Raw genomic sequence first — 26,435 nt, 5'->3', positions numbered from 1 at the left:
CTCATACCCCGGGCTCATGTCGGCGTAGCACCGGAGTATGAGATCGGGGCCCCCTCGCACCACGAGGCCAGGGATCGAACCGGTCTCCGGGGTGATGTGCCGCGCAACACGAATTCATAACGTTCTCGTCATGCGAAAGACGGGGACACGGAGAACGACTTGGGCCGCGGTGGCATGCGCCGCAACCGCACTACTGACCACGACAGGATTCGCAGGCACCGGCGCGGCGAGCACGCCCCGGCACGAGAACGTCGCCGCCTCCGCCGCGGTGCAGACCCTCACGGCACCGGCCGAACTCTCCGAGGACTCCGTTCCCGCGGACTTCGCTTCCGTGATGGGGTACACGCCGGTGCGGATCGACGGGATGCTCGCCAATCCCGGCGGAGACTGCTCGTCGCCCGTCCCGCTGCCACTCGAGTTCGACACGTCGTGCAAGGCCCACGACCTCGGTTACGACCTTCTGCGGTACGCGTCCCGGTCCGGCGAGGACCTGGGTCCCTGGGCGCGGCAGAGCCTCGACGCGCAACTGGATCAGCGCATGCACGCGGCGTGCGACACCCGCGCCGACGAGCAGGCACGGGCGCAGTGCTTCGTCATGGCGAACGTCGCGACCACTTTTGTCACCGGAAACAGCTGGCGCCAAAGCTATTCGGCACCGGTCACCGAATCCGCGCTCCCGTACGTACTGGCCGGCGGTGTCGGTGTCGTGCTCCTCGCCGGCGCGGCCTGGTCGATCCGCCGCCGCCCGCATCCGGTCGGAGCCGTCGCATGACCATCACCGCTCTGTCCGGTCCCGGACGGAGCACGGTGCACAGTCGCTCGCGAACGAAGCCGAACGCCCTGCGCCGCACACTGGTCACGACGATCCCGGTCTCCGCCCTCCCCCGCGTCTCCTCCACGATCGTCGTCACCGCCGTCACACTCGCTTCTCTCGCTCCCTCACTGCTCCCCCGGAGTGCGCTGACGCAGGCTCTGTTCACCGGTGTCCTCGCAGCATGCGGTTTCGGGTTCGTCGTCCTCGTCCGTCGACTGTGGCACCTCGTCACGCGTTCACGCAGCCACCACCCTCCGCGGGACTCGGTCCGTCTGCTGGTCCTGATCGGCGCCATGATCGTCGTGACCTGGGCGATCGTGCTCGCCGACCACTGGCAGGATTCACTGCGCGCCGTCATGGGCATGCCGGGCATCGGGCCGGACCACTGGATGCAGGCGATCCTCGGGGCGGCGCTGACGTTCCTGCTGTTTGCCGGTATCGGCAGCGTCGTCGGCACGGTCGCCCGCCGTCTCGGCTGGATCGGCAGCGCCACCACCGCCGTCGTTCTCGCGACCGGGTTGCAACTGGTCGCCGGACCCGCGTTGTGGGGAATGATGTCGCGTTCCTACAGCGACTCCAACGCGCTCGTCGACGTGTCCCTGCACCGGCCGATGTCCGCCGAACTGTCCGGCAGCCCGGACTCCGCGATCAGCTGGGAGTCACTCGGGCGCCAGGGACGACGGTTCGTGGCGGCGGGCGAGCAGTCGGCCGGCATCCGCACGTATGTGGGGATGGATTCGGCGCCGGACGTCGAATCGCGTGCAGCACTGGCGGTCTCGGAGCTCGAGCGGGCAGGCGGATTCAACCGGTCCGCCATCGTCGTCACGGTGCCCACCGGCTCGGGGTGGATCGACGAGAACGCCGCCGAAGGATTCGAGGAACGCTTCGCCGACGACGTCGCCATCGTCGGCATGCAGTACTCGTACCTGCCGAGCTGGATCACGTTCGTGTTCGGACGTTCCGCCGCCGACGAATCGGCGGCAGCGTTGTTCGATGCCGTCGCCGAGCGGATCGCCGACCTCCCCGACCTTCTGCGCCCGGCGCTGTACGTCTACGGCCAGAGCCTCGGATCCGTCGGCGGCAGTGCAATTTTCACCGACGCCGACCAACTGCGCGAGCGAGTCTGCGGCGCACTGTGGGCGGGCCCGCCCGCCGGCTCCGTCCTGACGGACGGAGCGACGGTGCTGGCGAACACGTCCGACCCGGTGGTGTGGTGGTCACCCGACCTGATCGCGCACCGACCCGACCTCTCGCTCGCAGTACGCGATGCGCCGGTACCCCAATGGATTCCGGGCATCACGTTCCTGCAGACGAGTGTCGACCTGGTGTCCGCGCTGAACTTCGCGCCCGGGCACGGACACCGCTACGGCAGCGAGCAGGGCACCGCCCTGCCCGACTGCTCCTAGTTCGGCGAGCCGATCGGACCGCGTGCCGCTTCGTACGCGGCACCGACGCGGTACAGCCGCTCGTCGGCCAGTGCGGGAGCCATGATCTGCAGTCCCACCGGCAGACCGTCGTCCACGGACAGTCCCGACGGAACCGACATCGCACAGTGCCCGGCCAGGTTGGTCGGCAGCGTGCACAGGTCCGAGAGGTACATCGCGAGCGGGTCGCCGACCTTCTCGCCCAGCTTCCACGGGGTGAACGGGCTGGTGGGCGACACCAGGACGTCCACCTTCTCGTAGGCCTTCTCGAAGTCCCTGGCGATGAGCGTCCGCACCTTGAGCGCCTGACCGTAGTAGGCGTCGTAGTAGCCGGAGGACAGCGCGTAGGTACCGATCATGATGCGGCGCTTGACCTCCGGGCCGAAGCCGGCGGCACGCGTCGCGGCCATCACCTGGTCGGCGCTCATGTCGCCCTCGTCGATGCGCAGTCCATAGCGCATCGCGTCGAAGCGCGCGAGGTTCGACGACACCTCGCTCGGCAGGATCAAGTAGTACGACGCGAGCGCGTATTCGAAGTTGGGGCACGACACCTCGACGACCTCGGCACCGAGTTCGGTGAGTTGCGCGACGGCGGCGTCGAACGAGGAGATGACCCCGGGCTGGTAGCTGTCGGAGTGCAGTTCCTTGACCACACCCACTTTCACGCCCTCGAGGTTGCCACCGGCACCCTCACGGGCAGCCGCCACCACGGGGCGCACGGGCGCGTCGATCGACGTGGAGTCGCGCGGGTCGTGCCCGGCGATGACCTCGTGCAGCAGCGCCGTGTCGAGGACCGTGCGGCCACAGGGACCACCCTGGTCGAGCGAGGACGCGCACGCCACGAGGCCGAAACGGGAAACCGTGCCGTACGTCGGCTTGGTGCCGACCGTCGCCGTGACGGCGGCGGGCTGACGGATCGAGCCGCCGGTGTCGGTGCCGATCGCGAGCGGGGCCTGCCGGGACGCGAGGGCCGCGGCGCTGCCGCCACCCGAGCCGCCCGGGATGCGCGTGGTGTCCCACGGGTTGCGGGTGGGGCCGTAGGCGGAGTTCTCGGTGGACGACCCCATCGCGAACTCGTCGAGGTTGGTCTTACCCAGGATCGGGATGCCGGCGTCGCGCAGCTTCTTCGTGAGCGTGGCGTCGTACGGTGCGATCCAGCCTTCGAGAATCTTCGACGCGCACGTGGTGGGCATGTCAGTGGTGGTGAAGATGTCCTTGAGCGCCAACGGAACTCCCGCGAGCGGCGATGCGGGCGCATTGCCTGCGGCGAGGCTGCTGTCCACTTCCTTCGCCGACACGAGCGCCTGCTCGCCTGCCACGTGCAGGAAGGCGTTCAGTTCACCGTCGACTGCGGCGATCCGGTCGAGATGCGCCTGGGTGACCTCGACGGACGACACCTCACGGCTGTGGATCTTCGACGCGAGATCTGCGGCGTCGAGAGTGGTCAGTTCGGCGCTCATTCGCCCTCTCCAAGGATCTGCGGGACAGCGAAGCGATCCTGCTCGACAGCCGGGGCGCCGGACAGCGCCTGCTCGGGAGTCAGGCCGGGAACGATCACGTCGGGACGGGTCACGTTGGTGACCGCGTTCGGGTTCGCCATCGGCGGAACATCCTCGGCGGGCACCTCGGTGACCACCTTCACGTGGCTGAGAATCGAGTCCAGCTGACCGGCGAACTCGTCGAGCTCGGCATCGGTCAGGGCGAGTCGAGACAGCCGCGCGAGGTGCGCGACCTCGTCACGGGAGATGGCAGGCACCGCGGGGCCCCTTTCGGTTCGGACGTACACAAGTGGGTCCCAGCCTAGAGCGTGGCCCGATCAGCCGTGCAGCCAGCGCCGCAACCTGCCCGTCAGGAACGGCAGAACCACGAAGACCATCACCGGAGTCGTGACCACCGACGCCACCAGGGTGCGGGTCACGACGTCCAGGGCCGTGAGCCGAGGGGTGACGAACAGCGCGATGAGGAGTGAGATCGGGAAGAAGCCGAGCCAGATGGTGACCGCCTGCTTCCACCTCGGCGGTGGCGGCGTGACCCGCACGGCGTGCGTCAGCGTCGACTGCGGTTCGAACCAGCCCTCCACCCCGGTCAGCCGGTGCGTGACCGTGTCCTGTGCGAGACCCGTCCCCCGGCCCACCCACACCTTCCTGGCGGGCGACGTCGTCCACGCGTCGAGAGTGTCCTCGTCGGCGAACCGGTACACCACGTGGTACTGCTCGGGATCGGACGCCGCACGCAGCCAGCCCCCGCCGAGGAACCCCGGGAACGTGCCCGCCATCGCCATCCCGGCGTCCGTCCAGCGCAGGAATTCCTGTTCCCGGCCCGCCGCCACCCGCCGCGAGACGGACGTCGTCACTCCCGTTGCCGTGGTGTTCATGCACCCATGTTTGGGCTGTCGTGTTTCGCGGACGAGGCGAATCCGTATCGGCAGTGTCACGAATCGAGCGCGACCTGCACGTCCCCGTCCCGTCCCCGGCGAAGCCGCAGGGGGGACCGCATACTCGGGAACGAAAGTGCAAGGATGGTGAGCGACGGGGGTCGCAGGTACTCCCGCGTCTATCTCGTGGTGAAAGGGACGCACGTGTCGTATCTGCTTCGCGTCCAGCTCCCCGACCGTCCCGGTAGCCTCGGCTCTCTCGCCGTCGCCCTGGGCTCGGTGGGTGCTGACATTCTGTCGCTCGACGTGGTGGAACGGGGTGCCGGATTCGCCATCGACGACCTCGTGGTCGATGTCGAGCCGGGATCACTCCCCGACACCCTCATCACGGCGGCCGAGAACCTGCCCGGCGTCACCGTCGACTCCATCCGGCCGTACGCCGGAATCCTCGACACCCACCGTGAGCTCGAGCTCATCGACCAGGTCGCCACCGCGGCGGACGATCGACTGCAGGTCCTCGTGGACGGAGCGCCGCGCGTGCTCCGGGTCGGCTGGTCCGTGGTCGCCGACCTCGGTCCGCACGGCGCATACCGGGTGGTCGGCAGCTCGGGAGCTCCCGAGACCCATGCCACCGAGATCCCGTGGATGCCGCTGGAGAAGCCCACGGCGCTCGACGGCGAGGGCGACTGGGTGCCGCAGGTGTGGCGCGACATGAACACCACACTCGCGGCGGCTCCCCTCGGGACCACCGGCCGCGTGCTGATGCTCGGCCGCCCCGGCGGCCCGGAATTCCGTCCGTCCGAGATCGCCCGGCTGGGTTACCTCGCCGGCATCATCGCGACGGTTCTGAGCTGACCACCGTCCCGGGCCGGGAGGTCCGGCGGTGGTCGCCTCAGACGAGTTCGCGGACCAGGACGGTGAGCTCGACGCCCGGCACGGGCGCCCAGTTCCGTTCGGGCACAGGCACGAAACCGTTGCGTTCGTAGATCCGTCGGGCATCTTCCATGTCCGGCTGGGTGGACATCACGACCGCGCGGTCCCCGCGGTCGTATGCCGTGTCCAGCACGTGCCGCACGAGCGCCGACCCGACCCCGGAACCGCGGGCGTCGGGTGACACGGCGAGCATCCGGAATTCGAGTTCACCCGGCTGCGCGACGTCGGCGTACGGGGACGCCGGTTCCGCGATCGTGACGGAACCCACGATCTGGCCCTCCATCACGGCAACCCGGACATCCGCCTTCTCCGCCCGCTCCGCGGTGTCGCGCAACCGGTTCGTGTACGGATCGTGCGCCTCGACGAACCCGCCGCCCACGTAGGCGATCACCGTGAGGTCACTGACGACCTCGTACTCGTCCGGCGTCGCATTCCGAATCTCGATCATGTCCAGAACTATGACAGGACTGCTCACGCCGCCCAAAATGCGGACGTGAGGTTCCGATCACACTCCGGAATCCGCGACCGCGTCCGGTCCGCCCTCCAGCAGTCGACGGAACCCGTCCTCGTCGAGGACCGGCACTCCGAGTTCGACGGCCTTGTCGTGCTTCGAACCCGGCGATTCGCCGACCACCACGAATGCCGTCTTCTTCGACACCGAACCCGCGGCCTTACCGCCTCGGACGAGGATCGCCTCCTTCGCCTGGTCGCGCGAGAACGTCTCGAGCGAACCCGTGACGACGATCGACAGTCCCTCGAGGTTGCGCGGAATCGATTCGTCGCGTTCGTCTTCCATGCGAACCCCGGCCGCGGACCACTTCTCCACGATCTGCTGGTGCCAGTCGACGCCGAACCACTCGGCGACGGCCGCGGCGATGGTGCCGCCGACCCCGTCCACAGCGGCGAGTTCCTCGACGGAGCTCTCCCGGATCCGCTCGAGCGACCCGAATTCACCGGCCAGCGCACGCGCCGCCGTGGGACCGACATGACGGATGGACAGCGCGACCAGCACCCGCCACAGCGGCTTGTCCTTGGCGGAATCGAGATTGTCGAGCAGCCGGCGGCCGTTGGCCGACAGCCCGCCGGCCTTGGTCCGGAAGAGCGACGTCTTGAGCAGATCGTCCTCGGTGAGCGAGAACAGGTCTCCCTCGTCGCCGATCGCCTTGGCCTCGAGCAGGCTCGTGGCGGCCTCGTAGCCGAGGACCTCGATGTCGAACGCGCCGCGGCCCGCGACGTGGAACACGCGTTCCCGGAGCTGCGCGGGGCAGTACTGCTGGTTGGGGCAGCGAATGTCCGCGTCCCCCTCCTTGGCGGGGGCCAGCGGCGTGTCGCACTCCGGGCAGTGGGTGGGCATCACGAACTCGTACTCGTCGCCCGTCCGGGCGTCGACCACGGGCCCGAGGACCTCGGGAATGACGTCGCCGGCCTTGCGCAGCACGACCGTGTCGCCGATGAGCACGCCCTTGCGTTTGACCTCGGAACCGTTGTGCAGGGTGGCGAGTGAGACGGTGGAGCCGGCGACCGTGACCGGTTCCATGTAGGCGAACGGGGTGACCCGGCCGGTGCGACCGACGTTGACCCGGATGTCGAGGAGCTTGGTGGTGGCCTCTTCCGGCGGGTATTTGTAGGCGATCGCCCAGCGCGGCGCCCGGGACGTGGACCCGAGCCGGCGTTGCAGCGACGTCTCGTCGACCTTGACCACCAGACCGTCGATCTCGTGCTCCACGTCGTGCCGGTGCTCGCCCCAGTACTGCACCCGGTCCACGACGGCGTCCGCGCCCGTGACGCGGGCGGTGTGAGTCGACACCGGCAGGCCCCACGCCGCCAGTGCCGTGTACGCGTCGTACTGGGAGACCGGCTCGAATCCTTCGCTGCGGCCGAGTCCGTGGCAGATCATTCCGAGACGCCTGCGGGCGGTGACGGCCGGATTCTTCTGCCGCAGCGACCCGGCCGCGGAGTTCCGGGGATTCGCGAACGGCGCCTTGCCTTCCTCGACGAGCGCCGCGTTGAGTGCCGCGAAGTCCTCGAGCCGGAAGAACACCTCGCCGCGCACCTCGAGGAGCGCGGGGACCGGGTATTCGTCTGTGCCGGTGAGCTTTTCCGGGATGTCGTCGATGGTTCGCGCGTTCAGAGTGACTTCTTCACCGGTCCGGCCGTCGCCGCGCGTGGCGGCCCGGACGAGCCGGCCGTTCTCGTAGACGAGGTTCAGCGCGACTCCGTCGATCTTCACCTCGCACAGGTAGTGCAGGTCGGGGCCGGTCTCCTGCTCCACCCGGCTGATCCAGGTGCGCAGTTCGTCGGTGGCGAAGACGTTGTCGAGGCTGAGCATCCGCTCGAGATGATCGGCGGAAGCGAAGTCGGTGGCGAAACCGCCGCCGACGAGTTGCGTCGGCGAATCGGGCGTCCGCAGGTCGGGGTACTGGTTCTCGAGGTCGTTCAGCTCGCCCAGCAGCACGTCGAACTCCCCATCGGAGATGATGGGCGCGTCGCGGACGTAATAGCGGAACTGGTGCTGCCGCACTTCCTCGGCCAGCTCGTTCCAATGCTCCCGGACGTGTCCGGGGGCCGGTGTCGGGGCTTCGGTCGATTCACTCACTACCGAAGATTAACCGGTCCGGCCGACACCGAACGCCGGACTCAGAGTGATTCGGGGTCGTCGGTGAACGCGCTGCTCACCTCGGCGCACAACTTCAGCGCGTCCCGGCTCCAGGACGCGCCGGCGCCCGCGAGTCCACAGGCGGGAGTCACGGCGACCTGGGTCCGTAGTGTCGTGCGCGGAAATCCGAGCCGGTCGATCAGCGTCACCGCAGGTCGGGCCAGGTCGCGCCACGTTGCAGGCACGGCGGGGGCGTCGGTCGGGACGAGGCCGAGTGCGAGCTCCTTGCCCGCGTCGAGCAGCTCGCCGATGCCGTCCAGGTCAGCGGACGCCAGCTGAGACACGTCCAGACCCACCGCGCGGGCGCTGCTGCGCCGCAGAAGGTCGGTGGGCAGATCGGCGGAGCAGCAATGCACCATGGTCACCGCGCCGCAGCCGGCGAGGGCGGCCTCGAGCACGGCGAGAGCCTCCGGTTCCGGCATCGCCCGCACGGTCTCGAGCCGCGACCGACCGGACAGTGTGCCCGCCAGCACCGCGGGCAGTCGCGGCTCGTCGAACTGGACCAGCACCTGCGCGCCGAGGCGTCGCGTGACCTCCGCGGCGTGCCGCGCGAGCCCCTCGCCCAGCGATTCGGCGAAGTCGCGCACCGCGCCGGGATCGGTGAGCACGCGCCGGCCGGTGCCGAGTTCCACCTCGGCCGCCAGCGTGAGCGGCCCCACCGACTGCACCTTCACCACGTGGTCGGCGCCGACGAGGCCCGCACTCTCCCACGCCTCCTCGAGCGCATCGAGATCCTGGTTCAGAAGGTCGGTCGCCCGCTTGGCGACCGAGCCGCGACGCTGCACCACGCGGTAGGCCGTCGTGGACACGTCCAGCTGCAGGTCCACGAGCAGAGCGCTGGCGCGGCCGATCATGTCGGCGCCGAGTCCGCGGACGGGCAACTCGACGAGGTGCGGGAGCCTGCCGAGTTCGCCGAGGACGATCGTGGCGGCTTCCCGCGGATCCGTGCCCGGCCACGAGCCGACGCCGGTGACGGCTCCGGCCAGTGAGATACCCTGCGTCACTGCGTGTTCGGACGCGCGTCGGTACCCGAGATGGTTCCGCTGCCCAGCACGATGTCGCCTGCCGGGTCGGTCCGGTACAGGACGACGGCCTGCCCCTTCGCGACGCCGGTGAGCGGCTCCCGAAGGGAGATGGAGATGCCGCCGTCGACCGCTTCGGCGACAGCCTCGGCGAGTCCACCGTGGGCCCGGACCTGGACGGTGCATTCGAGCGGCCCGGTCGGCGTGCTCCCGGACGTCCACACGGCGCGGTCCGCCGTGATCGCGTGCACTTCGAGGTTGCGTGCAGAACCGACGCGGACGGTGCCGGTGTCGGGTTCGATCGACGTCACGTACCGCGGTTGCCCGTCGGCCGCGGGACCCTGGACGCCGAGGCCCTTCCGCTGGCCGATCGTGAAACCGTGCACGCCTTCGTGTTCCGCGAGCACCTCACCCGAATCGGCGTCGACCACACTGCCCGGACGAACACCGATGCGGGCACCGAGGAATGCGCGGGTGTCGCCGGACGGGATGAAGCAGATGTCGTGGCTGTCGGGCTTGTTCGCCACGGCGAGGCCGCGGTCGGCGGCCTCCTCCCGGATCCGGTCCTTCGGGGTGTCCCCCACCGGGAACATCGCCCGCGACAACTGCTCGGCCGTGAGCACACCGAGCACGTACGACTGATCCTTGTCCGCGTCGACGGCGCGGCGCAGCACGCCGTTCTCGAGCTGCGCGTAGTGGCCGGTGGCCACCGCGTCGAACCCGAGGGCGATCGCCCGGTCCGCGAGCGCCGCGAATTTGATCTTCTCGTTGCACCGCAGGCACGGGTTGGGGGTCTCCCCCGCGGCGTACGACGCCACGAAGTCGTCGATCACGTCTTCCTTGAAGCGGTCGGCGAAATCCCAGACGTAGAACGGGATTCCGAGCACGTCCGCGGCACGCCGGGCATCACCGGCGTCCTCCTTGGAGCAGCAGCCCCGGGATCCGGTCCGCAGCGTGCCGGGCTCGGCGGACAGCGCGAGATGCACGCCCACCACGTCGTGCCCGGCAGCGACCGCCCGTGCCGCGGCCACCGCGGAATCCACGCCGCCACTCATGGCCGCCAGTACTCGCATCAACGATCCCCTCCACGCGCTCCGACACCGGCGAGCCCGGCGGCGCGGGCCCGCTCCACAACTTGCGGCAGTGCCGCGATGACTGCATCCACGTCCGCGACCGTCGACGTGTGCCCGAACGAGAAGCGCAACGATCCCCGCGCGGTCGCGGAATCCACGCCCATCGCGGTCAGGACGTGACTCGGACGAGCGACCCCGGCGGTACAGGCCGAGCCCGTGGAACACTCGATCCCGGCGGCGTCGAGCAGCATCAGCAGCGAGTCGCCCTCGCAGCCGGGGAACGTGAAGTGGGCGTTGCCCGGCAGTCGCGCGCTGCCCAGCGGCCCGTTCAGCACGGCGTCGGGAACGGTCTCGCCGACGCGCTCGATCAGGCGGTCGCGCAGGACGGTCAGTTCCGTCGCGCGGGAGTCGAGGTCGGCCGTCGTGTCGCGCAGCGCCGCCGCCATACCGACGACGCCGGCCGTGTCCGGGGTGCCCGAACGCAGGTCGCGCTCGTGTCCCCCGCCGTGCAGCAGCGGCACACACGGGACCTGCCGTCCCAGCAGCAGTGCACCGACGCCCTGCGGTCCGCCGACTTTGTGCGCGGCGATGCTCAGCGCGGACAGCCCGCTCGCAGCGAAGTCCACGGGGATGTGCGTGACGGCCTGGACGGCGTCGCTGTGCATCGGCACACCGAACTCGGCTGCGACCGCGGCGAGTTCGGTGATCGGCATGATCGTGCCGACCTCGTTGTTGGCCCACATGATCGTGACCAGGGCCGTCTCGTCCGCGTGGACGGCGAGTTCGTCGCGCAGCGTCTGCGGGGACACCCGGCCCAGTTCGTCGACGGGCAGCCACGTGACCTGGGCACCCTCGTGCTTCTCGAGCCACTCCACCGCGTCGAGGACCGCATGGTGCTCCACGGAACTGGCGAGAATCCGCACCCGGTCGGGGTCGGCGTCCCGCCGGGCCCAGAAGATGCCCTTGACCGCGAGGTTGTCGCTCTCGGTGCCGCCGGAGGTGAAGATGACCTCGGACGGCCTGGCACCGAGGTCGGCGGCGATGGACTCGCGGGCCTCCTCGATGCGACGGCGGGCGGCGCGCCCGGAACCGTGCAGCGAGGACGCATTGCCCACGGTCGTGAAGATGTCGGTCATCGCCCGGACGGCCGCGGGCACCATGGGAGTGGTGGCTGCGTGGTCCAGGTAGACGGGGTGATCGGCACTGCGGGCAGAGGTCATGACGTGACCAGGATAGCTCAGGCGACGAGACGCTCCGCCGCCTCGATGCCCACGGCCGCCGTCCCGACCGCGCCCTGCAGCGGATCGACGATGTCGTGCGCTGCGAGATCGATCCGTTCGTCGCCTCGCGCGGCGCGCTCACACCGGGTCGCCAGATCGCGGCGGCACTCCCCCGGATACTCGATCGGCGCCAGCCGGACCTCCGCGGTGACTCCCTTCTGGCGGATGATGCGCCGGATCGACTGACCGATCGTCTCCTCGCCGACGAAGCAGGGTCCGGTCGTCAGGTCCCCGCCCCGGCCGGTGTACCGCAGCGAGATCGGCTGGACCGGGCATTCCGCGTCGATCGCCGCCTGGAACAGCGCGGGCCGGAAGCCGCCGTACGCCCGACCGCACCACGTCGTGCCCTCCGGGAACGCCACGACTCGTTCGCCGTCGCGCAGCCTGACCGCCGTCGTGGCCACCGTGGCCGGGAGGGCGCGCAGGTTCTGCCGCTCGATCGGGACGACCCTCATCCGCCGCGCGAGCGACCCCAGAACCGGCCAGTCCAGCAGATCCCCGCGGGCGACGAAGTTCGCCGGTGCGAGCGCGCTGAGCACCAGCACATCGGTCCACGACACGTGGCCGGCCACCACTAGGATCCCGCCGGTGTGGCGGCGCTTTCCACGATGATCGACGACGACGAGGCGGATTCCCACGCAGCGCAACAGGATTGCCGCGTACCGCCGCTGCAGACCGGTCCGCCACGACCGGGGCAGCAGCCATCCCGCGGTCAGGAGCGGCGCCGTCGCCAGTGCCGACACCACGAGGCACCATCGAACGACCACGGTCGGGGTCGACACTCCGTTCGCCTCCGCGGGCAGACATCCCGCGCCGCACGGACTCGACGGCATCCACGAGTGCACGGTCGTCTCGGACGATTCGGACACGGCCGTGCTCATGCCTGTGCTCCCGCCTCGAGAGTGGCCGACGCCGAACGCAGGCGTTCGAGGTAGCGCTCGTTGGCGCCGTGCAGTCCCTGCAGTGCGACGAAATCGGCGACACCGAATTCCGGATCGTGCGCGGGCTCACCGCACACCTTGGCGCCGAGGCGCAGGTAGCCCCGGAGCAGCGGCGGCAGGGTCGGCCGGGCGGGCGGCTCGATCTCGTCGAGCGACCGCCCGTCGACGCGCACCGGGTTCCTGGGGACGGCCCGCGCGGCCGGGTCGTTGCCGTACTTGCGGAGCAGCAGGTCTCGCACCCCGCGGACGTTGGAACCGGCCACCGCGTCCGGATGCTCCCGCATCGGCACGGAGACGCACCCCATGACCCATTCGTATCCGGTGAGCTGCAGGTAGTGGAGGATGCCTGCCCACATCAGGCTCAGTACCGAACCGGAGCGGTGGTCGGGGTCGACGCACGCCCGGCCCATCTCGACGATGCGATTGCCGACGGGGTCGAGCGCGGAGATGTCGAATTCGGTGGCGGTGTAATAGCCGCCGGCCTGGGCAGCGGCGTCGGGCGGGAGCATGCGGTAGCAGCCGACGAACTCGGCGGTCTCCTCGTGGCGGACGAGGAGGTGGTCACAGAAGTCGTCGAACCGGTCGGCGTCGAGGGCGTCCGCGTGCGCGGGGACGGAAAATCCGGGTTCGGAGGCGAACACGCGGTAGCGCAGCCGCTGGGCGGCCACGCGGTGTTCGCGGTCGGACGAGACGACCAGGGAGTATCGGGGCGCGGTTACAACAGAATCGGCGGTCTCACTCGGTGCGCGGAGAACTGACGAAGTTGTCATGGCGCAGGTTTACCGAGCAGGGGCGGCGTGAGGGCATCGGCCGGGTGTCGTGTCGATGCAGCCCGGATGAACGACGGAAGATACGACGGCGGCCCCGCTCCCGGGAAGAGAACGGGGCCGCCGTCGGCCGAGAATCAGCCCTTGTGGGCCTTGACTGCCTCGGTGAGCTGCGGAGCGACGTTGAACAGGTCGCCGACGATGCCGTAGTCCGCGATCTCGAAGATCGGGGCTTCCTCGTCCTTGTTCACGGCGACGATGGTCTTCGACGTCTGCATGCCGGCGCGGTGCTGGATGGCACCGGAGATGCCGAGCGCGATGTACAGCTGCGGGGAGACCGTCTTACCGGTCTGACCGACCTGGAACTGGCCCGGGTAGTAGCCCGAGTCGACTGCGGCACGCGAGGCGCCGACAGCGGCACCCAGCGAGTCGGCGAGTTCCTCGACGACGGAGAACTTGTCGGCGCTGCCGACACCGCGACCACCGGAGACGACGACTGTCGCCTCGGTGAGCTCGGGGCGGTCGCCACCGACGATCGGATCACGCGAGGTGATCTTGACGGCGCCCTCGTCCTGGGCCGGGACCTCGACGGAGACCTTCTCGCCTGCGCCGGCTTCGGGCTTCGCCTCGATGGCGCCCGGGCGGACCGAGATGACCGGGACGTCGCCGTTGGCCTTGGCGTCGACGGTGAACGCGCCACCGAAGATGGAGTGCACGGCACTGCCGTCGGACTTCACGTCGACGACGTCGACGAGCAGGCCGGAGCCGATGCGGGCAGCAAGACGTCCGGAGACCTCCTTGCCCTCGACGCTGGCGGCGGTGATGACCGCAGCCGGCGCGGCCGACTCGACGAGCGATGCGAGCACGTCGACCTTCGGGGTGACCAGGTAGCCGTCGATGTCGTCCGACTCGGCGACGTAGATCTTGGCCGCGCCTGCGGCGGCGAGGCCCTCGGCCAGCTTGTCGGCGGTACCGGCGGGACCGGTGACCACTGCGGCCGGCTCACCGAGCGCGCGAGCGGCGGTGATGAGTTCGGTGCTGACCTTCTTCAGCGCACCCTCTGCGTGCTCGACGAGCACCAGTACTTCTGCCATGTCTAACTCTCCCTGTATGTGTCTGCTGGTCTGTAGAGGGGCGCGATCAGATGATCTTCTGGCCCACGAGGTAGGCAGCGATCTTGCTGCCGCCGTCGCCCTCGTCGACGATGCGCTCACCAGCGGTACGCGGGGGCTTGGGGGTGGAGGCGGTGACGGTGGTGCCCGCGTTGGCGACACCGACGGTCTCCGGGTCGACACCGAGGTCGGCCAGCGTGTAGACGAGAACTTCCTTCTTCTTCGCGGCCATGATGCCCTTGAAGGAGGGAAAGCGGGGCTCGTTGATCTTCTCGGTGACGCTGACGATGGCCGGCAGGCTCGCCTGGAGGCCGAAGACGCCCTCGTCGGTCTCGCGCTCGCCGGTGACGGTGCCGTCGGCGACCGTGAGCTTGCGCAGCTGCGTGAGCTGCGGGATGCCCAGGTACTCGGCGATGATGGCCGGGACGGCGCCGACGCGGCCGTCGGTGGCCTCGTTACCGGCGATGATCAGGTCGGCAGGCTCTTCGTTCTCGAACGTGATCTGTCCGAGTGCCGCGGCCAGGGTCCACGCGGTCTGCACCGCGTCGGAGCCGTGGAGGGCCGGGTCGTTGATGTGCACTGCCTTGTCGGCACCCATGGACAGGGCCTTGCGGATGGCGTCGGTGGCGCGGTCCGGACCTGCGGAGAGGACGGTCACCTCGCCGCCCTGAGCCTCCTTGATCAGGAGCGCTTCTTCGACGGCGCGCTCGTTGATCTCGTCGAGCACTGCATCGGCGGCCTCGCGGTCAAGCGTGTAGTCACCGTCGGTCAGCTTGCGCTCGGACCACGTGTCGGGGACCTGCTTGATCAAAACAACGATGTTCGTCATGGGTCTTCGTCGACCTCCTGTGTGTTCTTGCGTGGTTATCGTGAGTTGCTCCGCGTGGGCCGAGCTCTCGTTGTCGATATTTCGTCGCACGATGGCTCTGCGACAGATTACCCCACGTTAAGTTACCGGTCGGTAACTTGCGTGAAAGTCTCGTTCACCATAACGGCCGAATGCGCATTTCATCCCTGTGATGTAGACCACCTGGACGAGCGACCTTGCCAGTGGCACTAACCTCGCAGCGGTGAGCGAATCATTTGTCGGCGACCGCGAGGACGCACCGCTTCCCCCGCTCGGTCACGAGCAACTGCCATCGACCGGAGACGAGCAACTGCCCCTCACGGGCGAGCGGACCGTGCCCGGGATCCCCGAGGAGAACTACTGGTTCCGGCGTCACGAGGTGGTCTACCGCGACCTCCTCCCCCGCTGCGCGGGACGCCGGGTACTCGAGGCCGGATCCGGAGAAGGCTACGGCGCCAACATGATTGCCGATGTGGCACAGAGCGTCACCGGACTCGACTACGACATCTCCGCGGTCGAGCACGTGCGTGCGCGCTACCCCCGCGTCGAGATGCTGCACGGCAACCTCGCGGAGCTTCCCCTCGACGACGAATCCGTAGACACCGTCGTCAATTTCCAGGTGATCGAACATCTGTGGGACCAGGCGCAATTCCTGCGCGAATGCTTCCGGGTGCTGACGCCCGGCGGGGAACTGCTCGTCAGCACCCCCAACCGCATCACGTTCTCGCCTGGCCGCGACACGCCCCTCAATCCGTTCCACACCCGCGAACTCGACGCGGCCGAGCTGACCGAACTCCTGGAGGAGGCCGGATTCAGGGTCGCACTCATGACCGGCGTCCATCACGGCGACCGGCTGAAATCCCTCGACGCGAAGCACGGCGGCTCGTTCATCGGCGCGCAGATCGACCGCGCACTCGCCGGCGAACCCTGGCCCGACGAACTGACCCGCGACGTCGAGGGCATCACCGTCGACGATTTCGCCCTGCACGAGGGCGACATCGACGACAGCCTCGACCTGGTGGCCGTCGCGGTGAAAGATCCCGTTCGGTGACCGAATCCGACAACCGCACCGGAGCGGGCGACGCGACGGAACCGGGCATGTTCTGCCTGGTCCTGCACTCCCACCTGCCCTGGCTCGCCAACCACGGCCGGTGGCCGGTGGGCGAGGAGTGGCTGTACCAGTCGTGGGCGGCGTCGTACCTCCCTCTCACCGCGATGCTGCGGCGGCTGTCCGACGAGGGTCGCTCGCATCTGCTGACCCTCGGCATCACCCCCGTTCTCGCCGCTCAGCTCGACGATCCGCACTGTCTGGCAGGAATGCACCACTGGCTCGGGAACTGGCAGATCCGCGCGCACGAGGCGGCAGGCATGCCCGACGACGCGCACCGCGATCTCGGTGCCCGCGAGCACCGCGCGTCCGCCGCCGCACTCGCCGACTTCGAACTGCGCTGGCGGCACGGCGGCTCACCGGTACTGCGCGACCTTCTCGACCGCGGGGCGTTCGAACTGCTCGGCGGGCCGCTGGCACACCCGTTCCAGCCGCTGCTCGACCCGCGGTTGCGCGCCTTCTCCCTCCGCGAGGGGCTCGCCGACGCCGCCGCGCGGTGGAACTGCACGCCGACAGGTATCTGGGGGCCCGAATGCGGGTACACCCCCGGCATGGAGACCGGATACGCCGAGGCGGGTGTCACTCATTTCATGGTCGACGGTCCCGCCCTGCGCGGCGACACGTCGCTCGGCAGGCCGGTCCGTGAGTCCGACGTGGTCGCGTTCGGACGCGACCTGCAGGTGAGTTACCGGGTGTGGTCGCCGAAGTCGGGCTACCCCGGGCACGGCGCCTACCGCGACTTCCACACGTACGACCACGACACCGGCCTCAAACCGGCCCGGGTGACCGGCCGCACGGTCGACTCGGCCGACAAGGCGCCGTACGACCCCGCCCTTGCTACGGCCGCGGTCGACCGGCACGTGGCCGACTTCGTCGCCACCGTCCGCAGGCGGCTGCGCGACGAGTCCGAGCGCATCGGACGGCCCGCGCTCGTCGTCGCCGCGTTCGACACGGAACTGTTCGGGCACTGGTGGCACGAGGGCCCCGAGTGGCTCGAGAAGGTGCTGCGGGCGCTGCCCGAGGCCGGAATCCGGGTCGGCACCCTCGATGACGCCCGCCGGCAGGGCTACGTGGGCGAACCCGTCCAGCTCGAGAACTCGTCGTGGGGATCCGGCAAGGATTGGCGGGTGTGGGCCGGCGATCAGGTCTCGGACCTGGTGCAACTCAACTCCGAGGTCGTCGCGACTGCCCTCGACACCGTGGACAAGGCCCGCGACACCGATGCTGCCCCCGGACGTCCCGCGCTCCGGAACCGCGTGAACGATCAGATACTGCGGGAGGCACTCATGACGGTGTCGAGCGACTGGGCGTTCATGGTCAGCAAGGATTCGGCGGCCGGATATGCCCGCGACCGGGCACACAAGCACGCACATGCCACCCGCGAAATCGCGGCCGCGATGTCGGCGGGCAAGGACGCGGCCGCGAACCGGCTCGCAGACGGATGGAACCGCGCCGACGGCGTGTTCCCCGGGCTCGACGCGCGGCGTCTGCCCGGCAGGGACCACCGGCTGACGGGCACCGAGGGAGGGGCGTCGTGAAGATCCTGATCGTGTCGTGGGAATACCCACCCGTCGTGGTCGGCGGTCTCGGCCGCCACGTCCACCACCTGGCCACCGAACTCGCGGCGGCCGGACACGAAGTGGTGGTGCTGTCGCGGCGGCCGTCGGGCACCGACGCCTCCACCCATCCCACCGTCACCCACATCGAGGACGGCGTCCTGGTCGTCGCCGTCGCCGAGGACCCCGCGCACTTCGTCTTCGGCGAGGACATGCTGGCGTGGACACTCGCGATGGGGCACGCGATGGTGCGGGCCGGCGTCGCCCTGCACAAGCCCGGTGTCGGGGAGGGCTGGCAGCCGGACGTGGTGCACGCACACGACTGGCTCGTGGCCCACCCCGCCATCGCGTTGGCCGAATTCTACGACGTCCCTTTGGTTTCCACACTCCATGCCACCGAGGCCGGACGGCACAGCGGCTGGGTGTCCGGCCGGATCAACCGGCAGGTGCATTCGGTGGAATGGTGGCTGGCCAACGAATCCGATGCGCTCATCACCTGTTCCGCGTCGATGCAGGACGAAGTGACCACCCTCTATGGTCCGCAGCTCCCGCCGATCACGGTGATCCGCAACGGAATCGACCTCACCACCTGGAGCTTCCGCGAGCGCGCGCCACGGTCCGGACCGCCGAAACTACTGTTCGTCGGCCGCCTCGAATACGAGAAGGGTGTGCAGGACGCCATCGCCGCGCTCCCCCGCATCCGCCGCAGCCACCCCGGGACCACTCTGTCGATCGCCGGTGAGGGCACCCAGTTCACCTGGCTCTACCAGCAGGCCCGCACCCATCGCGTCGCCCGTGCCGTGAACTTCCTCGGCAACCTCGACCACATCGAACTGCTCGGGTGGCTGCACGGCGCCGACGCCATCGTCCTGCCCAGCCGGTACGAGCCGTTCGGCATCATCGCACTCGAGGCCGCCGCCTCCGGCACCCCGCTCGTGGCGTCCACCGCCGGCGGCCTCGGTGAAGCGGTCGTCGACGGGGAGACCGGCATGTCGTTCCAGCCGGGCGACGTCACCGGGCTCACGTCCGCGGTCCGGGAAGTCCTCGACGACCCGGCGGGCGCCCAGCAGCGCGCGGTGGCCGCCCGTGACCGTCTCACCGCGGATTTCGACTGGCACACGGTGGCCGAGGACACCGTCCACGTCTACGCGGGCGCCAAGCGGCGGGTGCGGCACCCGTTGGCGAGGCCGGAGATTCCCGAGCGTCCGCTGCCCGGTCGCTGACGTGGCCCTCAGGCCGTGCGGGCCCGCCGGATCCGGATCGGACCCCGTGCCGATCCCGGATCCACCACGGCACCCTTCTGAGTGACCTCGACCTCCCCGGCGTCGGCCAGACGCCGGGCGGCCTCCCGCACCGGCTCCATGAGGGGACGCCAGTCGTCCGGTGCGACGGCCCGCGCGACATCCGACGGGCAGATGCTCGACCTCGCGGACCGCGCGTCGAGGAGCGCCCGGATGCGCTCCTCGAGTTCACTGTCCGACACGGTCATGACGCCGACTATGCCACCGCGGCGGTCAGTTCTCCTGCGCCGCCTTCTTCCGGGCGATGTCCTCGAGGGCGGCGATGTACTTCGCGCGTTCGGACGCGCCCGCCTCCCACTCGGCCTTTCGGTTCTTCACGGCCTTGGCCGGCGAACCGACGGCGATGCTGAAGTCCGGGATGTCACCCTTCACGACGGCATGCGCGCCGAGGACACAGCCTCGCCCCACCCGCGTGTTGCGGAGAACCGCGACCTTGGCCGCCACCCACGTGTCGGGTCCGATGCGGACCGGGCCCTTCACGATGCCCTGATCCTTGATCGGGACGTTCACGTCGTCCATGCGGTGATCGAAGTCGGTGATGTAGCACCAGTCGGCCACGAGCGTCGACGCGCCGATCTCGATGTCGAGGTACGTGTTGACGACGTTGTCCTTGCCGAAGACCACCTTGTCGCCGATGCGCAGCGAGCCCTCGTGGCAGCGGATCGCATTGCCGTCACCGATGTGCACCCAGCGGCCGATCTCGAGCCGCGACAGGTCGGGGGTCGAATGGATCTCCACCCGCTTGCCGAGAAACACCATGCCGCGCAGGATCACGTGCGGGTTGGCCAGCTTGAACTTCGCGAGCCGGTAGTACCGCACGAGGTACCACGGCGTGTACGCCTTGTTCGCCAGCACCCATCGCAGCGAGTCGCGTGTCAGGAAGCGGGCCTGCTCGCTGTCGCTCCGCCGCGATCCTCGCCACCTCGTACGCAACGGTGCGCCCCACATGCTCGTCATAGCCTGTCAGCCTACGTTCACGGCTCGCGCCCCCGTTCGGGTGTGTCCGGACTCCGACACCGGCATCGGGGTGTGCCGATCGGCGCAGCCTCGGCGGGATAGTCTCTGGGCCGAGCGTTATCGAAGACGAGGAGATGTAATGCGGCGGGTCCTACGTTCGTCAGTACTGGCGCTGGCGACGATCTCGGCTGTCGTCCTCAGCGGCTGCAGCAGCGGAACGCAGGTCGACGACATCTTCTCCGCCGGCGGGTGGCCCGGCATGCACGCCGACGCCCGCAACAGCGACACCAGCCCCGTCACCGGTTCCCGCGACCTCTCCTTCGCCTGGTCGCGTCCGCTCGGCGGTCCGGTGGCGAACTACGCGTCGGTGGCCGCCAGCGGCCAGATCTTCATCACGGCCCGCACCGAGAAGGGCTGCAACCTCTTCTCCTACCAGATGGACAGCGGCCGCAAACGCTGGTGCCGTCAGCTCGCGCCGGGTGTCGTGGCGTCCACGCCGATCGTCGACGGCGCCGCCAACGTGTACGTGGGCGAGAACGGTGCCATCAACTCGTTCAACGAGTACGGCCAGCTGCGTTGGCGCACACCGGTGGTCGGGACGCCGCTGTCGGCGCAGTTCACCGGCGACGGCAATCTCCTCTTCATCACCCAGCTCGGCCAGATCAACGTCGTGGACACGCAGACCGGTCAGAAGGTCGTGGCACCGTACGACCTCGTCCCGCCGCCGTCCGTCGCCGAGGGCGCGAACGTCGACATCCTGCCCGACGACAAGGGTCTCAGCGGCTGCTTCTTCGGCGCACCCGACTGCCCGGTCGCGAACATGCCGGCGATCGACCTCGAGTCGGGCAAGTTCTACTTCACGCTCTTCGCCCCAGGAGCACCCGCGGCGGAACTCGTCGCGATGAAGTACTCCGGCGGCGACAACCCCGCCATCACCCAGGAATGGTCCAGCGATGCGCTGCCGGGCGGTAGCGCGTCCAGCCCCGACTTGTCGGCCGACGGCTCCGTCGTCTACACCAACGACAATTGGGGCACGTTGTGGGCGATCGATTCCGCGACCGGTGATGCGAAGTGGAGCTACGACATCGGGTACGCCGCTGCCGGTAGCCCGTCGACGTCCGCGGACGGTCTGATCATCCCCGCCGGCGGACTCGACGGTCACCTCCTGGCGTTGCAGGACAAGGGCGATCACGCCGAACTGGTCTGGGAGCGGAAGGATCTGCTGCAGCTGGGCGTCCCGGCGCAGACAGCCGGGTCGACCGGTTACGCGGTGGTCCGCGAGGGTACGGACGGGCTGGCGATGCTCACGTTCGACACCGGGACCGGCAAAACCCTCGACCAGGACACCCTGCCCGGGGCGAAGGGCTTCACGGTCGGCACGTCCGTCGGGCCGAAGGGTGAAGTCCTCACCCCGACACTGCTCGGGGAGCTGTTCGTCCTCCGCTGACCCGTGAGTACTTGTCAACGTCCGGCGGTTGAGAAGTACTCACGGGCGCGAAGCGCAGATGAACGCGACGCCGGCTCGGCCGATCCGCGTGATCACCACACTGAGCGAACGACTTCCGCGTAGCTTCAGCTTGGGACGCAGGACCGCGGGATCGACGTCGACGCCGCGCACGAGGATTTCCGCCACCCCGCAATCGTGCCGCGCCAGCTCCTGCCGCAGCGACTTCTCCGAATACTTCACCTGTTCGAGAATGCGGAAGCCCCGCACGCCGTCGGGAACCGAATCGCCGGTGAGATAGGCGATCCGGGGATCCAGCTGCCACAGCCCGTGCCGGGCGGCGTAGTGCCGCACCAGGCCCGCACGCACGACGGCGCCGTCGGGGTCGATGATCCACTCGCCCGGAGCGCGTTCGGGGATGTCGTCGTCCTCGGCGTCCGTCACCGTCCACGCGGTGCCGTCGGAGCCGAGGACGCTCGCCCGCCGGGTGACACCGGCTCCGGACAGTCCCGGCGACCACAGGCACGCCTCGCGCACGCCGCCGTCGAGCGACACCACCTCCACCTCGCCGTCCCAGCCGAGCCGATCGAAATCGAGTCCGGGGGCGCACTTCACCGCGAGATCCCGTCCACGGTACGCGTCGATCAGATCGGGCAGCGGCGGCTCCAGCGCGGCGGGGTCGTGTGTGCGCCTGCCGCCGGACCGTCGCGCCGGATCCGCGAGCACGACGGTGCCGCGGGTGCACGGGACGAGCGCGTCGGCGCGGAGAACGACCGCCCCGGGAACGTTGTGCTGCGCCATCAGGAGCCGGACCGGGTCCAGGTCGCTGCCGATCACGGTTGCGGCCGTCCCGACCACCGCGTCCAGTTCGGCGCCGATGGAGCACGTGACGTCGTGGACGTCCCGGCCCTTCAGCCGCATCGCACGGTGCGCGGCGACCGCACGCGGCGTCGCCTGTTGCAGGGCGTCGTCCGTGAAGAACCAGGTTTCGGTGCCGGGAAGTTTGGCGGCCGCCTTCCGCCGCAACAGCACGGTCTCCACCAGCAACGCCACGTGTGAGCCGAAACGCGTACGCGCCCGGCCGATGTCGGCCAGGCGCGTAGACGTGGTCAGTGCGAAGCCGTCCATCTCCGCGAGAGCGGCTGCCCCTTCCGGGCTCTGCAGGAACTCCACGTCCCCGGCAGTGAACGCATAGCCCAATTCAGTTGCCGGGCTTCACGCCGGTGATCATGACGTTGTAGAAGAATCCCCGCGGAACCACGTGCCGGAGAACCTTCTCGTCGACCCAGCTGAGCGTCTTCCATCCGGTGAACGCGAAACGGCCCCAGCCCCAGCCCAGCTTCTCCGGGGGCACAGCGGCCTCGAACGTGCGGACGGGCCACCCGAGCAGAGCGGCGGCGAATTCCTCGGTGGCCGCGTGAACCTGCTCGGCGCCTGCCGACCTCGCGATCTTCTCGAGGTCGCTCGGATCGAACGTGTGGAGGTCGACGACGGCCTCGAGCGCGGCCGCGCGGGAGGACTCGTCCAATTCCGCCTGCGGGCGACGCCAGTCGGCGAGGAACGGCAACTTGGTGACCCGGGTGGTGACCTCCCACGTCGCGCGACCCAGCCAGCGGGCGTAGAAGTTGCCGATCGTGGTCGGCTCACCGGCGAACACGAAACGCCCGCCCGGCTTCAGGACGCGCAGAACCTCACGCAGCGACTGCTCGACATCCGGGATGTGATGCAGGACAGCGTGACCCACGACGAGGTCGAACGTGTCGTCCGCGTACGGGATGGTTTCGGCGTCGGCGACTCGGCCGTCGACGGACAATCCCAGGCCCTCGGCGTTGCGGAGGGCGACCTTCACCATGCCGGGCGAGAGGTCGGTGACCGAACCGGTCTTCGCGACCCCACCCTGCATCAGGTTGAGGAGGAAGAATCCGGTGCCGCAGCCCAGTTCGAGCGCCCGCTCGTAGGGCAGCGGCTGATCGCCCGCGACGGCGTCGAAACGTCCGCGCGCGTAGTCGATGCACCGCTCGTCGTACGAGATCGACCACTTCTCGTCGTACGTCTCGGCTTCCCAGTCGTGGTACAGCACCTGGGCGAGTTTGGTGTCCTTCAGCGCAGCCTCTACCTCTTCGGCGGTGGCGTGCGGATGAGGAGCTGGGTCGTCATGGGCGCTTGCAGTCATGCGGCAAATCCTACTCGCTGGTAAGAGTGAACAGGTTCTAGTTTCGGGGTCCAGACTACTCGCCCGTGAACTGAGCCTTACCTGGGCCGTTCTCGATGAACGATTCCATCCCAATCGTGCGGTCCCGGGTGGCGAACAACGAGGTGAACAGCTGACGCTCCACCGCGAGCCCCGTACCCAGGTCGACGTCCAGCCCACGGTCCACGGCGGCCTTCGCCGCAGCCAGGGCGCGGCCCGCTCCCTTCGTGAACTGCGACGCCCACGTGCGGGCCGCCTCGTACACGTCGTCCGGCGCCACGACCTCGTCGACCAGACCGATCGCGAGAGCCTCCTCGGCGTCGACGAACCGGCCGGTGAACAGCAGATCCTTGGCCTTGGACGGTCCGATCAGCCGGGCGAGACGCTGGGTGCCGCCGCCGCCGGGAATGACGCCGAGCAGGATCTCCGGCACGCCGAGCTTGGCGTTGTCGCCCGCGATGCGCCGGTCCGCCGACAGCGCGACCTCCAGGCCGCCGCCGAGCGCGTACCCCGTGATGGCGGCGACGGTGGGCTTCGGAATCTCGGAGACCGCCGCGAGGTCGGACTGCAGGTCGCCGATCACGTCGGACATCTGCCCGAAGTCCATCTCGGACATTTCCTTCACGTCCGCGCCCGCGGCGAAGACCTTCTCGCCGCCGTAGACGATGACGGCCTTCACGTCGGCGTCGACGGTCGCCTCCCGCGCCGCTGCCCGCAACTCCTGCTGAACCTGACGGTTCAGGGCGTTCATCGGTGGACGCGCGAGCCGGATCGTGCCGATGCCTTCGGATACCTCGAGAGTGACAAACTCAGCCATGAGGCAAAAGGCTACTTGTCTGCCCCCGACCCGGTTTCGCGGCCCGCCGCATCGCGATCAGTCGCGGGACGCCCACGGATGCGGACCGGCTTCGTAGTAGCCGTCCTGCCCCGGGAACTCGACTCGGAGCTGCTCCTCGTCCGTGATCAGCGTCGGCAGGATCACCGGGATCCCCGGCTCCGCGGCCAGCACCTCCGCGACCGAACCGAACGCGCTGAGCGCCGTGAGCTGACTCCACGTCGGCGGCAGCAGGATGCTTCCGCCGCCCTGCCAGTGCGCGAGCGCCGCGGCGGGACTCTGCCACTGCACGTGCTCGGCCTCGGACGTCGCGCCGTCCGCGATCTGACCGTGCGGTGCGGCGGCGACGAAGAAACGCGTGTCGTAGCGGCGGCTCTCGCCGACGGGGGTGATCCAGTTGGCCCAGGGCCGCAGCAGGTCGGCTCGCAGGACGAGGTTCTCGCGCTTCAGGAAGTCGCTGAACGACAGTTCCCGCTTCTCGAGCTGGATGCGGGACTGCGCGTAACGGGACGTGTCCGCCACGACCGTGTCCGCACTCGGTCCCGCGAGAAGCACGCCGCATTCCTCGAACGTCTCGCGCACCGCCGCGCACACGAGGGCCTTCGCGCGCGCCGCATCGGTGGAGAACCGCCCGGCCCACCAGTCGACGGACGGTCCCGCCCAGTCGACCTCGGCGTCGGCGTCGGACGGGTCGACCCCGCCGCCGGGAAACACGGTCATGCCGCCGGCGAACGCCATCCCCTTCACCCGGCGGAGGAGGAACACCTCGATACCGGACGCCGCGGCGTCTGCCGCGGCATCACGGATGAGGATGACGGTGGACGCGTCCTTGGGTGCCACGTCGGTACTGTCGCGGGGCGCCTGCTCTTGCTTCGAGACCATGTCTCGGAACCTACGCCGCCGGGTGACGCGGGTCGCAGTCGGTCCCCCGGTGTGACGGCCGGTCCTCAGCCCCGCCGGTGCGCGCCGGGGACGCGGGTCCGCCGCGCGAAGAACCGGCCGTCGACCTTGTCCAGGCTGATGGACTGGCTGAACGCCTCGCTGAGGTTCTCGGCCGTGATGACCTGATCCAGGAGCCCCTGCGAGACCACCTCCCCCTCCTTGAGGAGCAGCGCATGAGTGAATCCCGGCGGGATCTCCTCGACGTGGTGGGTGATGAGAACCGTCGCGGGGGCGTCGGGGTCGGCGGCGAGATCGGTGAGGCGCGCGACGAGTTCCTCGCGCCCACCGAGGTCGAGACCGGCGGCAGGCTCGTCGAGCAGCAGCAGTTCCGGGTCGGTCATCAGCGCACGGGCGATGAGGACGCGCTTGCGCTCGCCCTCGGACAGGGTGCCGTACGTGCGCTTGGCGAGGTGCTCGGCACCGAGGCTCTCGAGCATCTCGACGGCACGGTCGGTGTCCATGTCGTCGTAGCGCTCACGCCAGCGTCCGAGGACCGCGTAGCCCGCGGAGACGACGAGATCGGTCACGATCTCCTCGGACGGCACCCGGTTGGCGAGAGCCGAGGAGGACAGTCCGATCCGCGGTCGCAGTTCGTTGATGTCGACGCGGCCGAGCCGCTCGCCGAGAAGGTAGGCACTTCCGCTCGTGGGATGCAGTTCGGCGGCCGCGATCCGGAGCAACGACGTCTTTCCTGCCCCGTTCGGTCCGAGGACGACCCACCGCTCGTCGAGTTCCACCTTCCAGGTGACCGGGCCCACCAGAGTGTTGCCCCCGCGGCGGAGGAGAACGTCGTCGAATTCGATGAGGAGATCAGGATCAGGTTCATGCACGGACCCATCTTCCCGCACATCTTCCGAG

At 69.3% G+C, this 26,435-nt stretch carries 26 protein-coding genes; 7 read left to right on the top strand and 19 right to left on the bottom strand.

Annotated elements, in window-relative coordinates; genetic code table 11:
* Positions 1-130 precede the first annotated feature (130 nt).
* Positions 131-772 carry a hypothetical protein gene (locus CJ177_RS05680; RefSeq protein WP_005240359.1) on the top strand — a complete coding sequence of 214 codons (642 nt, stop codon included), beginning with the start codon at positions 131-133 and terminating at the stop codon, positions 770-772.
* A complete protein-coding gene (locus tag CJ177_RS05675) occupies positions 769-2,220 on the top strand; it encodes an alpha/beta-hydrolase family protein (RefSeq protein ID WP_005240357.1) in 1,452 nt (483 codons plus the stop codon). The genes CJ177_RS05680 and CJ177_RS05675 overlap by 4 nt, the downstream gene beginning before the upstream one ends.
* On the opposite strand, the gene gatA is transcribed toward CJ177_RS05675, so the two are convergent.
* The 3 genes from gatA to CJ177_RS05660 are packed head-to-tail and all read right to left on the bottom strand — an operon-like array spanning position 2,217 to position 4,612.
* Positions 2,217-3,698 (bottom strand): Asp-tRNA(Asn)/Glu-tRNA(Gln) amidotransferase subunit GatA, encoded by a 1,482-nt coding sequence (gene gatA, locus CJ177_RS05670; RefSeq protein ID WP_025432328.1) that lies wholly within the window; start codon positions 3,696-3,698, stop codon positions 2,217-2,219. The two genes, CJ177_RS05675 and gatA, sit on opposite strands and share 4 nt — an antisense overlap.
* The gene (gene gatC / locus CJ177_RS05665) at positions 3,695-3,994 is read right to left on the bottom strand and encodes an Asp-tRNA(Asn)/Glu-tRNA(Gln) amidotransferase subunit GatC (protein ID WP_005240352.1); all 300 of its coding nucleotides are present in this window, start codon (positions 3,992-3,994) and stop codon (positions 3,695-3,697) included. Before gatC ends, gatA begins: the two co-directional genes overlap by 4 nt.
* Positions 3,995-4,054: 60 nt before the next feature.
* Positions 4,055-4,612: an antibiotic biosynthesis monooxygenase gene (locus tag CJ177_RS05660; RefSeq protein WP_005240350.1), complete on the bottom strand. Its 558-nt coding sequence runs from the start codon at positions 4,610-4,612 to the stop codon at positions 4,055-4,057.
* Positions 4,613-4,816: 204 nt separating this feature from the next.
* On the opposite strand from CJ177_RS05660, the gene CJ177_RS05655 reads away from it, so the two are divergent.
* Positions 4,817-5,467 carry an amino acid-binding protein gene (locus CJ177_RS05655; protein ID WP_025432327.1) on the top strand — a complete coding sequence of 217 codons (651 nt, stop codon included), beginning with the start codon at positions 4,817-4,819 and terminating at the stop codon, positions 5,465-5,467.
* A gap of 37 nt (positions 5,468-5,504) precedes the next feature.
* On the opposite strand, the gene CJ177_RS05650 is transcribed toward CJ177_RS05655, so the two are convergent.
* From CJ177_RS05650 to CJ177_RS05610, 9 genes are all read right to left on the bottom strand, one after another.
* Positions 5,505-5,993, bottom strand: a complete 489-nt coding sequence (locus tag CJ177_RS05650) for a GNAT family N-acetyltransferase (protein ID WP_095867396.1) — start codon at positions 5,991-5,993, stop codon at positions 5,505-5,507.
* A gap of 57 nt (positions 5,994-6,050) precedes the next feature.
* Positions 6,051-8,141, bottom strand: a complete 2,091-nt coding sequence (gene ligA, locus CJ177_RS05645) for an NAD-dependent DNA ligase LigA (protein ID WP_005240344.1) — start codon at positions 8,139-8,141, stop codon at positions 6,051-6,053.
* A gap of 41 nt (positions 8,142-8,182) precedes the next feature.
* Positions 8,183-9,205, bottom strand: coding sequence for a methionine synthase (locus CJ177_RS05640; RefSeq protein ID WP_095867395.1), 1,023 nt, complete (start codon positions 9,203-9,205; stop codon positions 8,183-8,185).
* Positions 9,202-10,296, bottom strand: a complete 1,095-nt coding sequence (gene mnmA, locus CJ177_RS05635; RefSeq protein WP_005240340.1) for a tRNA 2-thiouridine(34) synthase MnmA — start codon at positions 10,294-10,296, stop codon at positions 9,202-9,204. Before mnmA ends, CJ177_RS05640 begins: the two co-directional genes overlap by 4 nt.
* Entirely contained in the window at positions 10,296-11,516 is a 1,221-nt protein-coding gene (locus CJ177_RS05630) for a cysteine desulfurase family protein (RefSeq protein WP_005240338.1), read from the bottom strand. The genes mnmA and CJ177_RS05630 overlap by 1 nt, the downstream gene beginning before the upstream one ends.
* A 17-nt stretch (positions 11,517-11,533) precedes the next feature.
* Complete coding sequence (locus CJ177_RS05625) at positions 11,534-12,457, bottom strand: 1-acyl-sn-glycerol-3-phosphate acyltransferase (protein ID WP_061041310.1); 924 nt, start codon at positions 12,455-12,457, stop codon at positions 11,534-11,536.
* Positions 12,454-13,287: a GNAT family N-acetyltransferase gene (locus tag CJ177_RS05620; RefSeq protein WP_095867394.1), complete on the bottom strand. Its 834-nt coding sequence runs from the start codon at positions 13,285-13,287 to the stop codon at positions 12,454-12,456. The genes CJ177_RS05625 and CJ177_RS05620 overlap by 4 nt, the downstream gene beginning before the upstream one ends.
* Before the next feature lie 134 nt (positions 13,288-13,421).
* Positions 13,422-14,378, bottom strand: a complete 957-nt coding sequence (locus tag CJ177_RS05615; protein ID WP_005240335.1) for an electron transfer flavoprotein subunit alpha/FixB family protein — start codon at positions 14,376-14,378, stop codon at positions 13,422-13,424.
* Between the two features lie 46 nt (positions 14,379-14,424).
* Positions 14,425-15,225, bottom strand: a complete 801-nt coding sequence (locus tag CJ177_RS05610; protein WP_005240334.1) for an electron transfer flavoprotein subunit beta/FixA family protein — start codon at positions 15,223-15,225, stop codon at positions 14,425-14,427.
* A gap of 241 nt (positions 15,226-15,466) precedes the next feature.
* Between CJ177_RS05610 and CJ177_RS05605 the strand changes: the two genes are divergently transcribed.
* The 3 genes from CJ177_RS05605 to CJ177_RS05595 are packed head-to-tail and all read left to right on the top strand — an operon-like array spanning position 15,467 to position 19,130.
* The gene (locus tag CJ177_RS05605; RefSeq protein WP_095867393.1) at positions 15,467-16,294 is read left to right on the top strand and encodes a bifunctional 2-polyprenyl-6-hydroxyphenol methylase/3-demethylubiquinol 3-O-methyltransferase UbiG; all 828 of its coding nucleotides are present in this window, start codon (positions 15,467-15,469) and stop codon (positions 16,292-16,294) included.
* The gene (locus tag CJ177_RS05600) at positions 16,291-17,889 is read left to right on the top strand and encodes a glycoside hydrolase family 57 protein (protein WP_179443157.1); all 1,599 of its coding nucleotides are present in this window, start codon (positions 16,291-16,293) and stop codon (positions 17,887-17,889) included. The genes CJ177_RS05605 and CJ177_RS05600 overlap by 4 nt, the downstream gene beginning before the upstream one ends.
* Positions 17,886-19,130: a glycosyltransferase family 4 protein gene (locus tag CJ177_RS05595; RefSeq protein ID WP_005240323.1), complete on the top strand. Its 1,245-nt coding sequence runs from the start codon at positions 17,886-17,888 to the stop codon at positions 19,128-19,130. Before CJ177_RS05600 ends, CJ177_RS05595 begins: the two co-directional genes overlap by 4 nt.
* An 8-nt stretch (positions 19,131-19,138) precedes the next feature.
* Here CJ177_RS05595 and CJ177_RS05590 read toward each other — a convergent pair whose 3' ends face one another.
* Together CJ177_RS05590 and CJ177_RS05585 are read right to left on the bottom strand one after the other, a co-directional pair.
* Positions 19,139-19,396: a DUF3253 domain-containing protein gene (locus CJ177_RS05590; protein WP_061041312.1), complete on the bottom strand. Its 258-nt coding sequence runs from the start codon at positions 19,394-19,396 to the stop codon at positions 19,139-19,141.
* 25 nt (positions 19,397-19,421) lie between these two features.
* Positions 19,422-20,165, bottom strand: coding sequence for an acyltransferase (locus tag CJ177_RS05585; protein WP_095867392.1), 744 nt, complete (start codon positions 20,163-20,165; stop codon positions 19,422-19,424).
* Between the two features lie 139 nt (positions 20,166-20,304).
* Between CJ177_RS05585 and CJ177_RS05580 the strand changes: the two genes are divergently transcribed.
* On the top strand, positions 20,305-21,612 hold the full coding sequence (locus tag CJ177_RS05580; RefSeq protein WP_095867391.1) for a PQQ-binding-like beta-propeller repeat protein: 1,308 nt from the start codon (positions 20,305-20,307) through the stop codon (positions 21,610-21,612).
* A 39-nt stretch (positions 21,613-21,651) separates the two neighbouring features.
* Here the strand turns inward: CJ177_RS05580 and CJ177_RS05575 are convergent, their stop codons facing one another.
* The 5 genes from CJ177_RS05575 to CJ177_RS05555 all read right to left on the bottom strand — a co-directional run bounded on the left by CJ177_RS05575 (position 21,652) and on the right by CJ177_RS05555 (position 26,407).
* The gene (locus tag CJ177_RS05575) at positions 21,652-22,809 is read right to left on the bottom strand and encodes an SAM-dependent methyltransferase (RefSeq protein ID WP_095867390.1); all 1,158 of its coding nucleotides are present in this window, start codon (positions 22,807-22,809) and stop codon (positions 21,652-21,654) included.
* 1 nt (position 22,810) lies between these two features.
* Positions 22,811-23,782 carry a class I SAM-dependent methyltransferase gene (locus CJ177_RS05570; protein WP_005240313.1) on the bottom strand — a complete coding sequence of 324 codons (972 nt, stop codon included), beginning with the start codon at positions 23,780-23,782 and terminating at the stop codon, positions 22,811-22,813.
* Between the two features lie 55 nt (positions 23,783-23,837).
* Positions 23,838-24,617 carry an enoyl-CoA hydratase/isomerase family protein gene (locus tag CJ177_RS05565; RefSeq protein ID WP_005240312.1) on the bottom strand — a complete coding sequence of 260 codons (780 nt, stop codon included), beginning with the start codon at positions 24,615-24,617 and terminating at the stop codon, positions 23,838-23,840.
* A gap of 57 nt (positions 24,618-24,674) precedes the next feature.
* The gene (locus tag CJ177_RS05560) at positions 24,675-25,517 is read right to left on the bottom strand and encodes an NUDIX hydrolase (RefSeq protein WP_095867389.1); all 843 of its coding nucleotides are present in this window, start codon (positions 25,515-25,517) and stop codon (positions 24,675-24,677) included.
* Between the two features lie 65 nt (positions 25,518-25,582).
* Entirely contained in the window at positions 25,583-26,407 is an 825-nt protein-coding gene (locus CJ177_RS05555; protein WP_009479645.1) for an ABC transporter ATP-binding protein, read from the bottom strand.
* Positions 26,408-26,435 lie beyond the last annotated feature (28 nt).

It is taken from the genome of Rhodococcus sp. ACPA1, from assembly GCF_002300195.1.
GTDB classification, from domain to species: Bacteria; Actinomycetota; Actinomycetes; order Mycobacteriales; family Mycobacteriaceae; genus Rhodococcus_F; species Rhodococcus_F opacus.
Note: the sequence above shows the minus strand (reverse complement) of the source record. Positions and strands in the feature narration are given on the sequence as shown.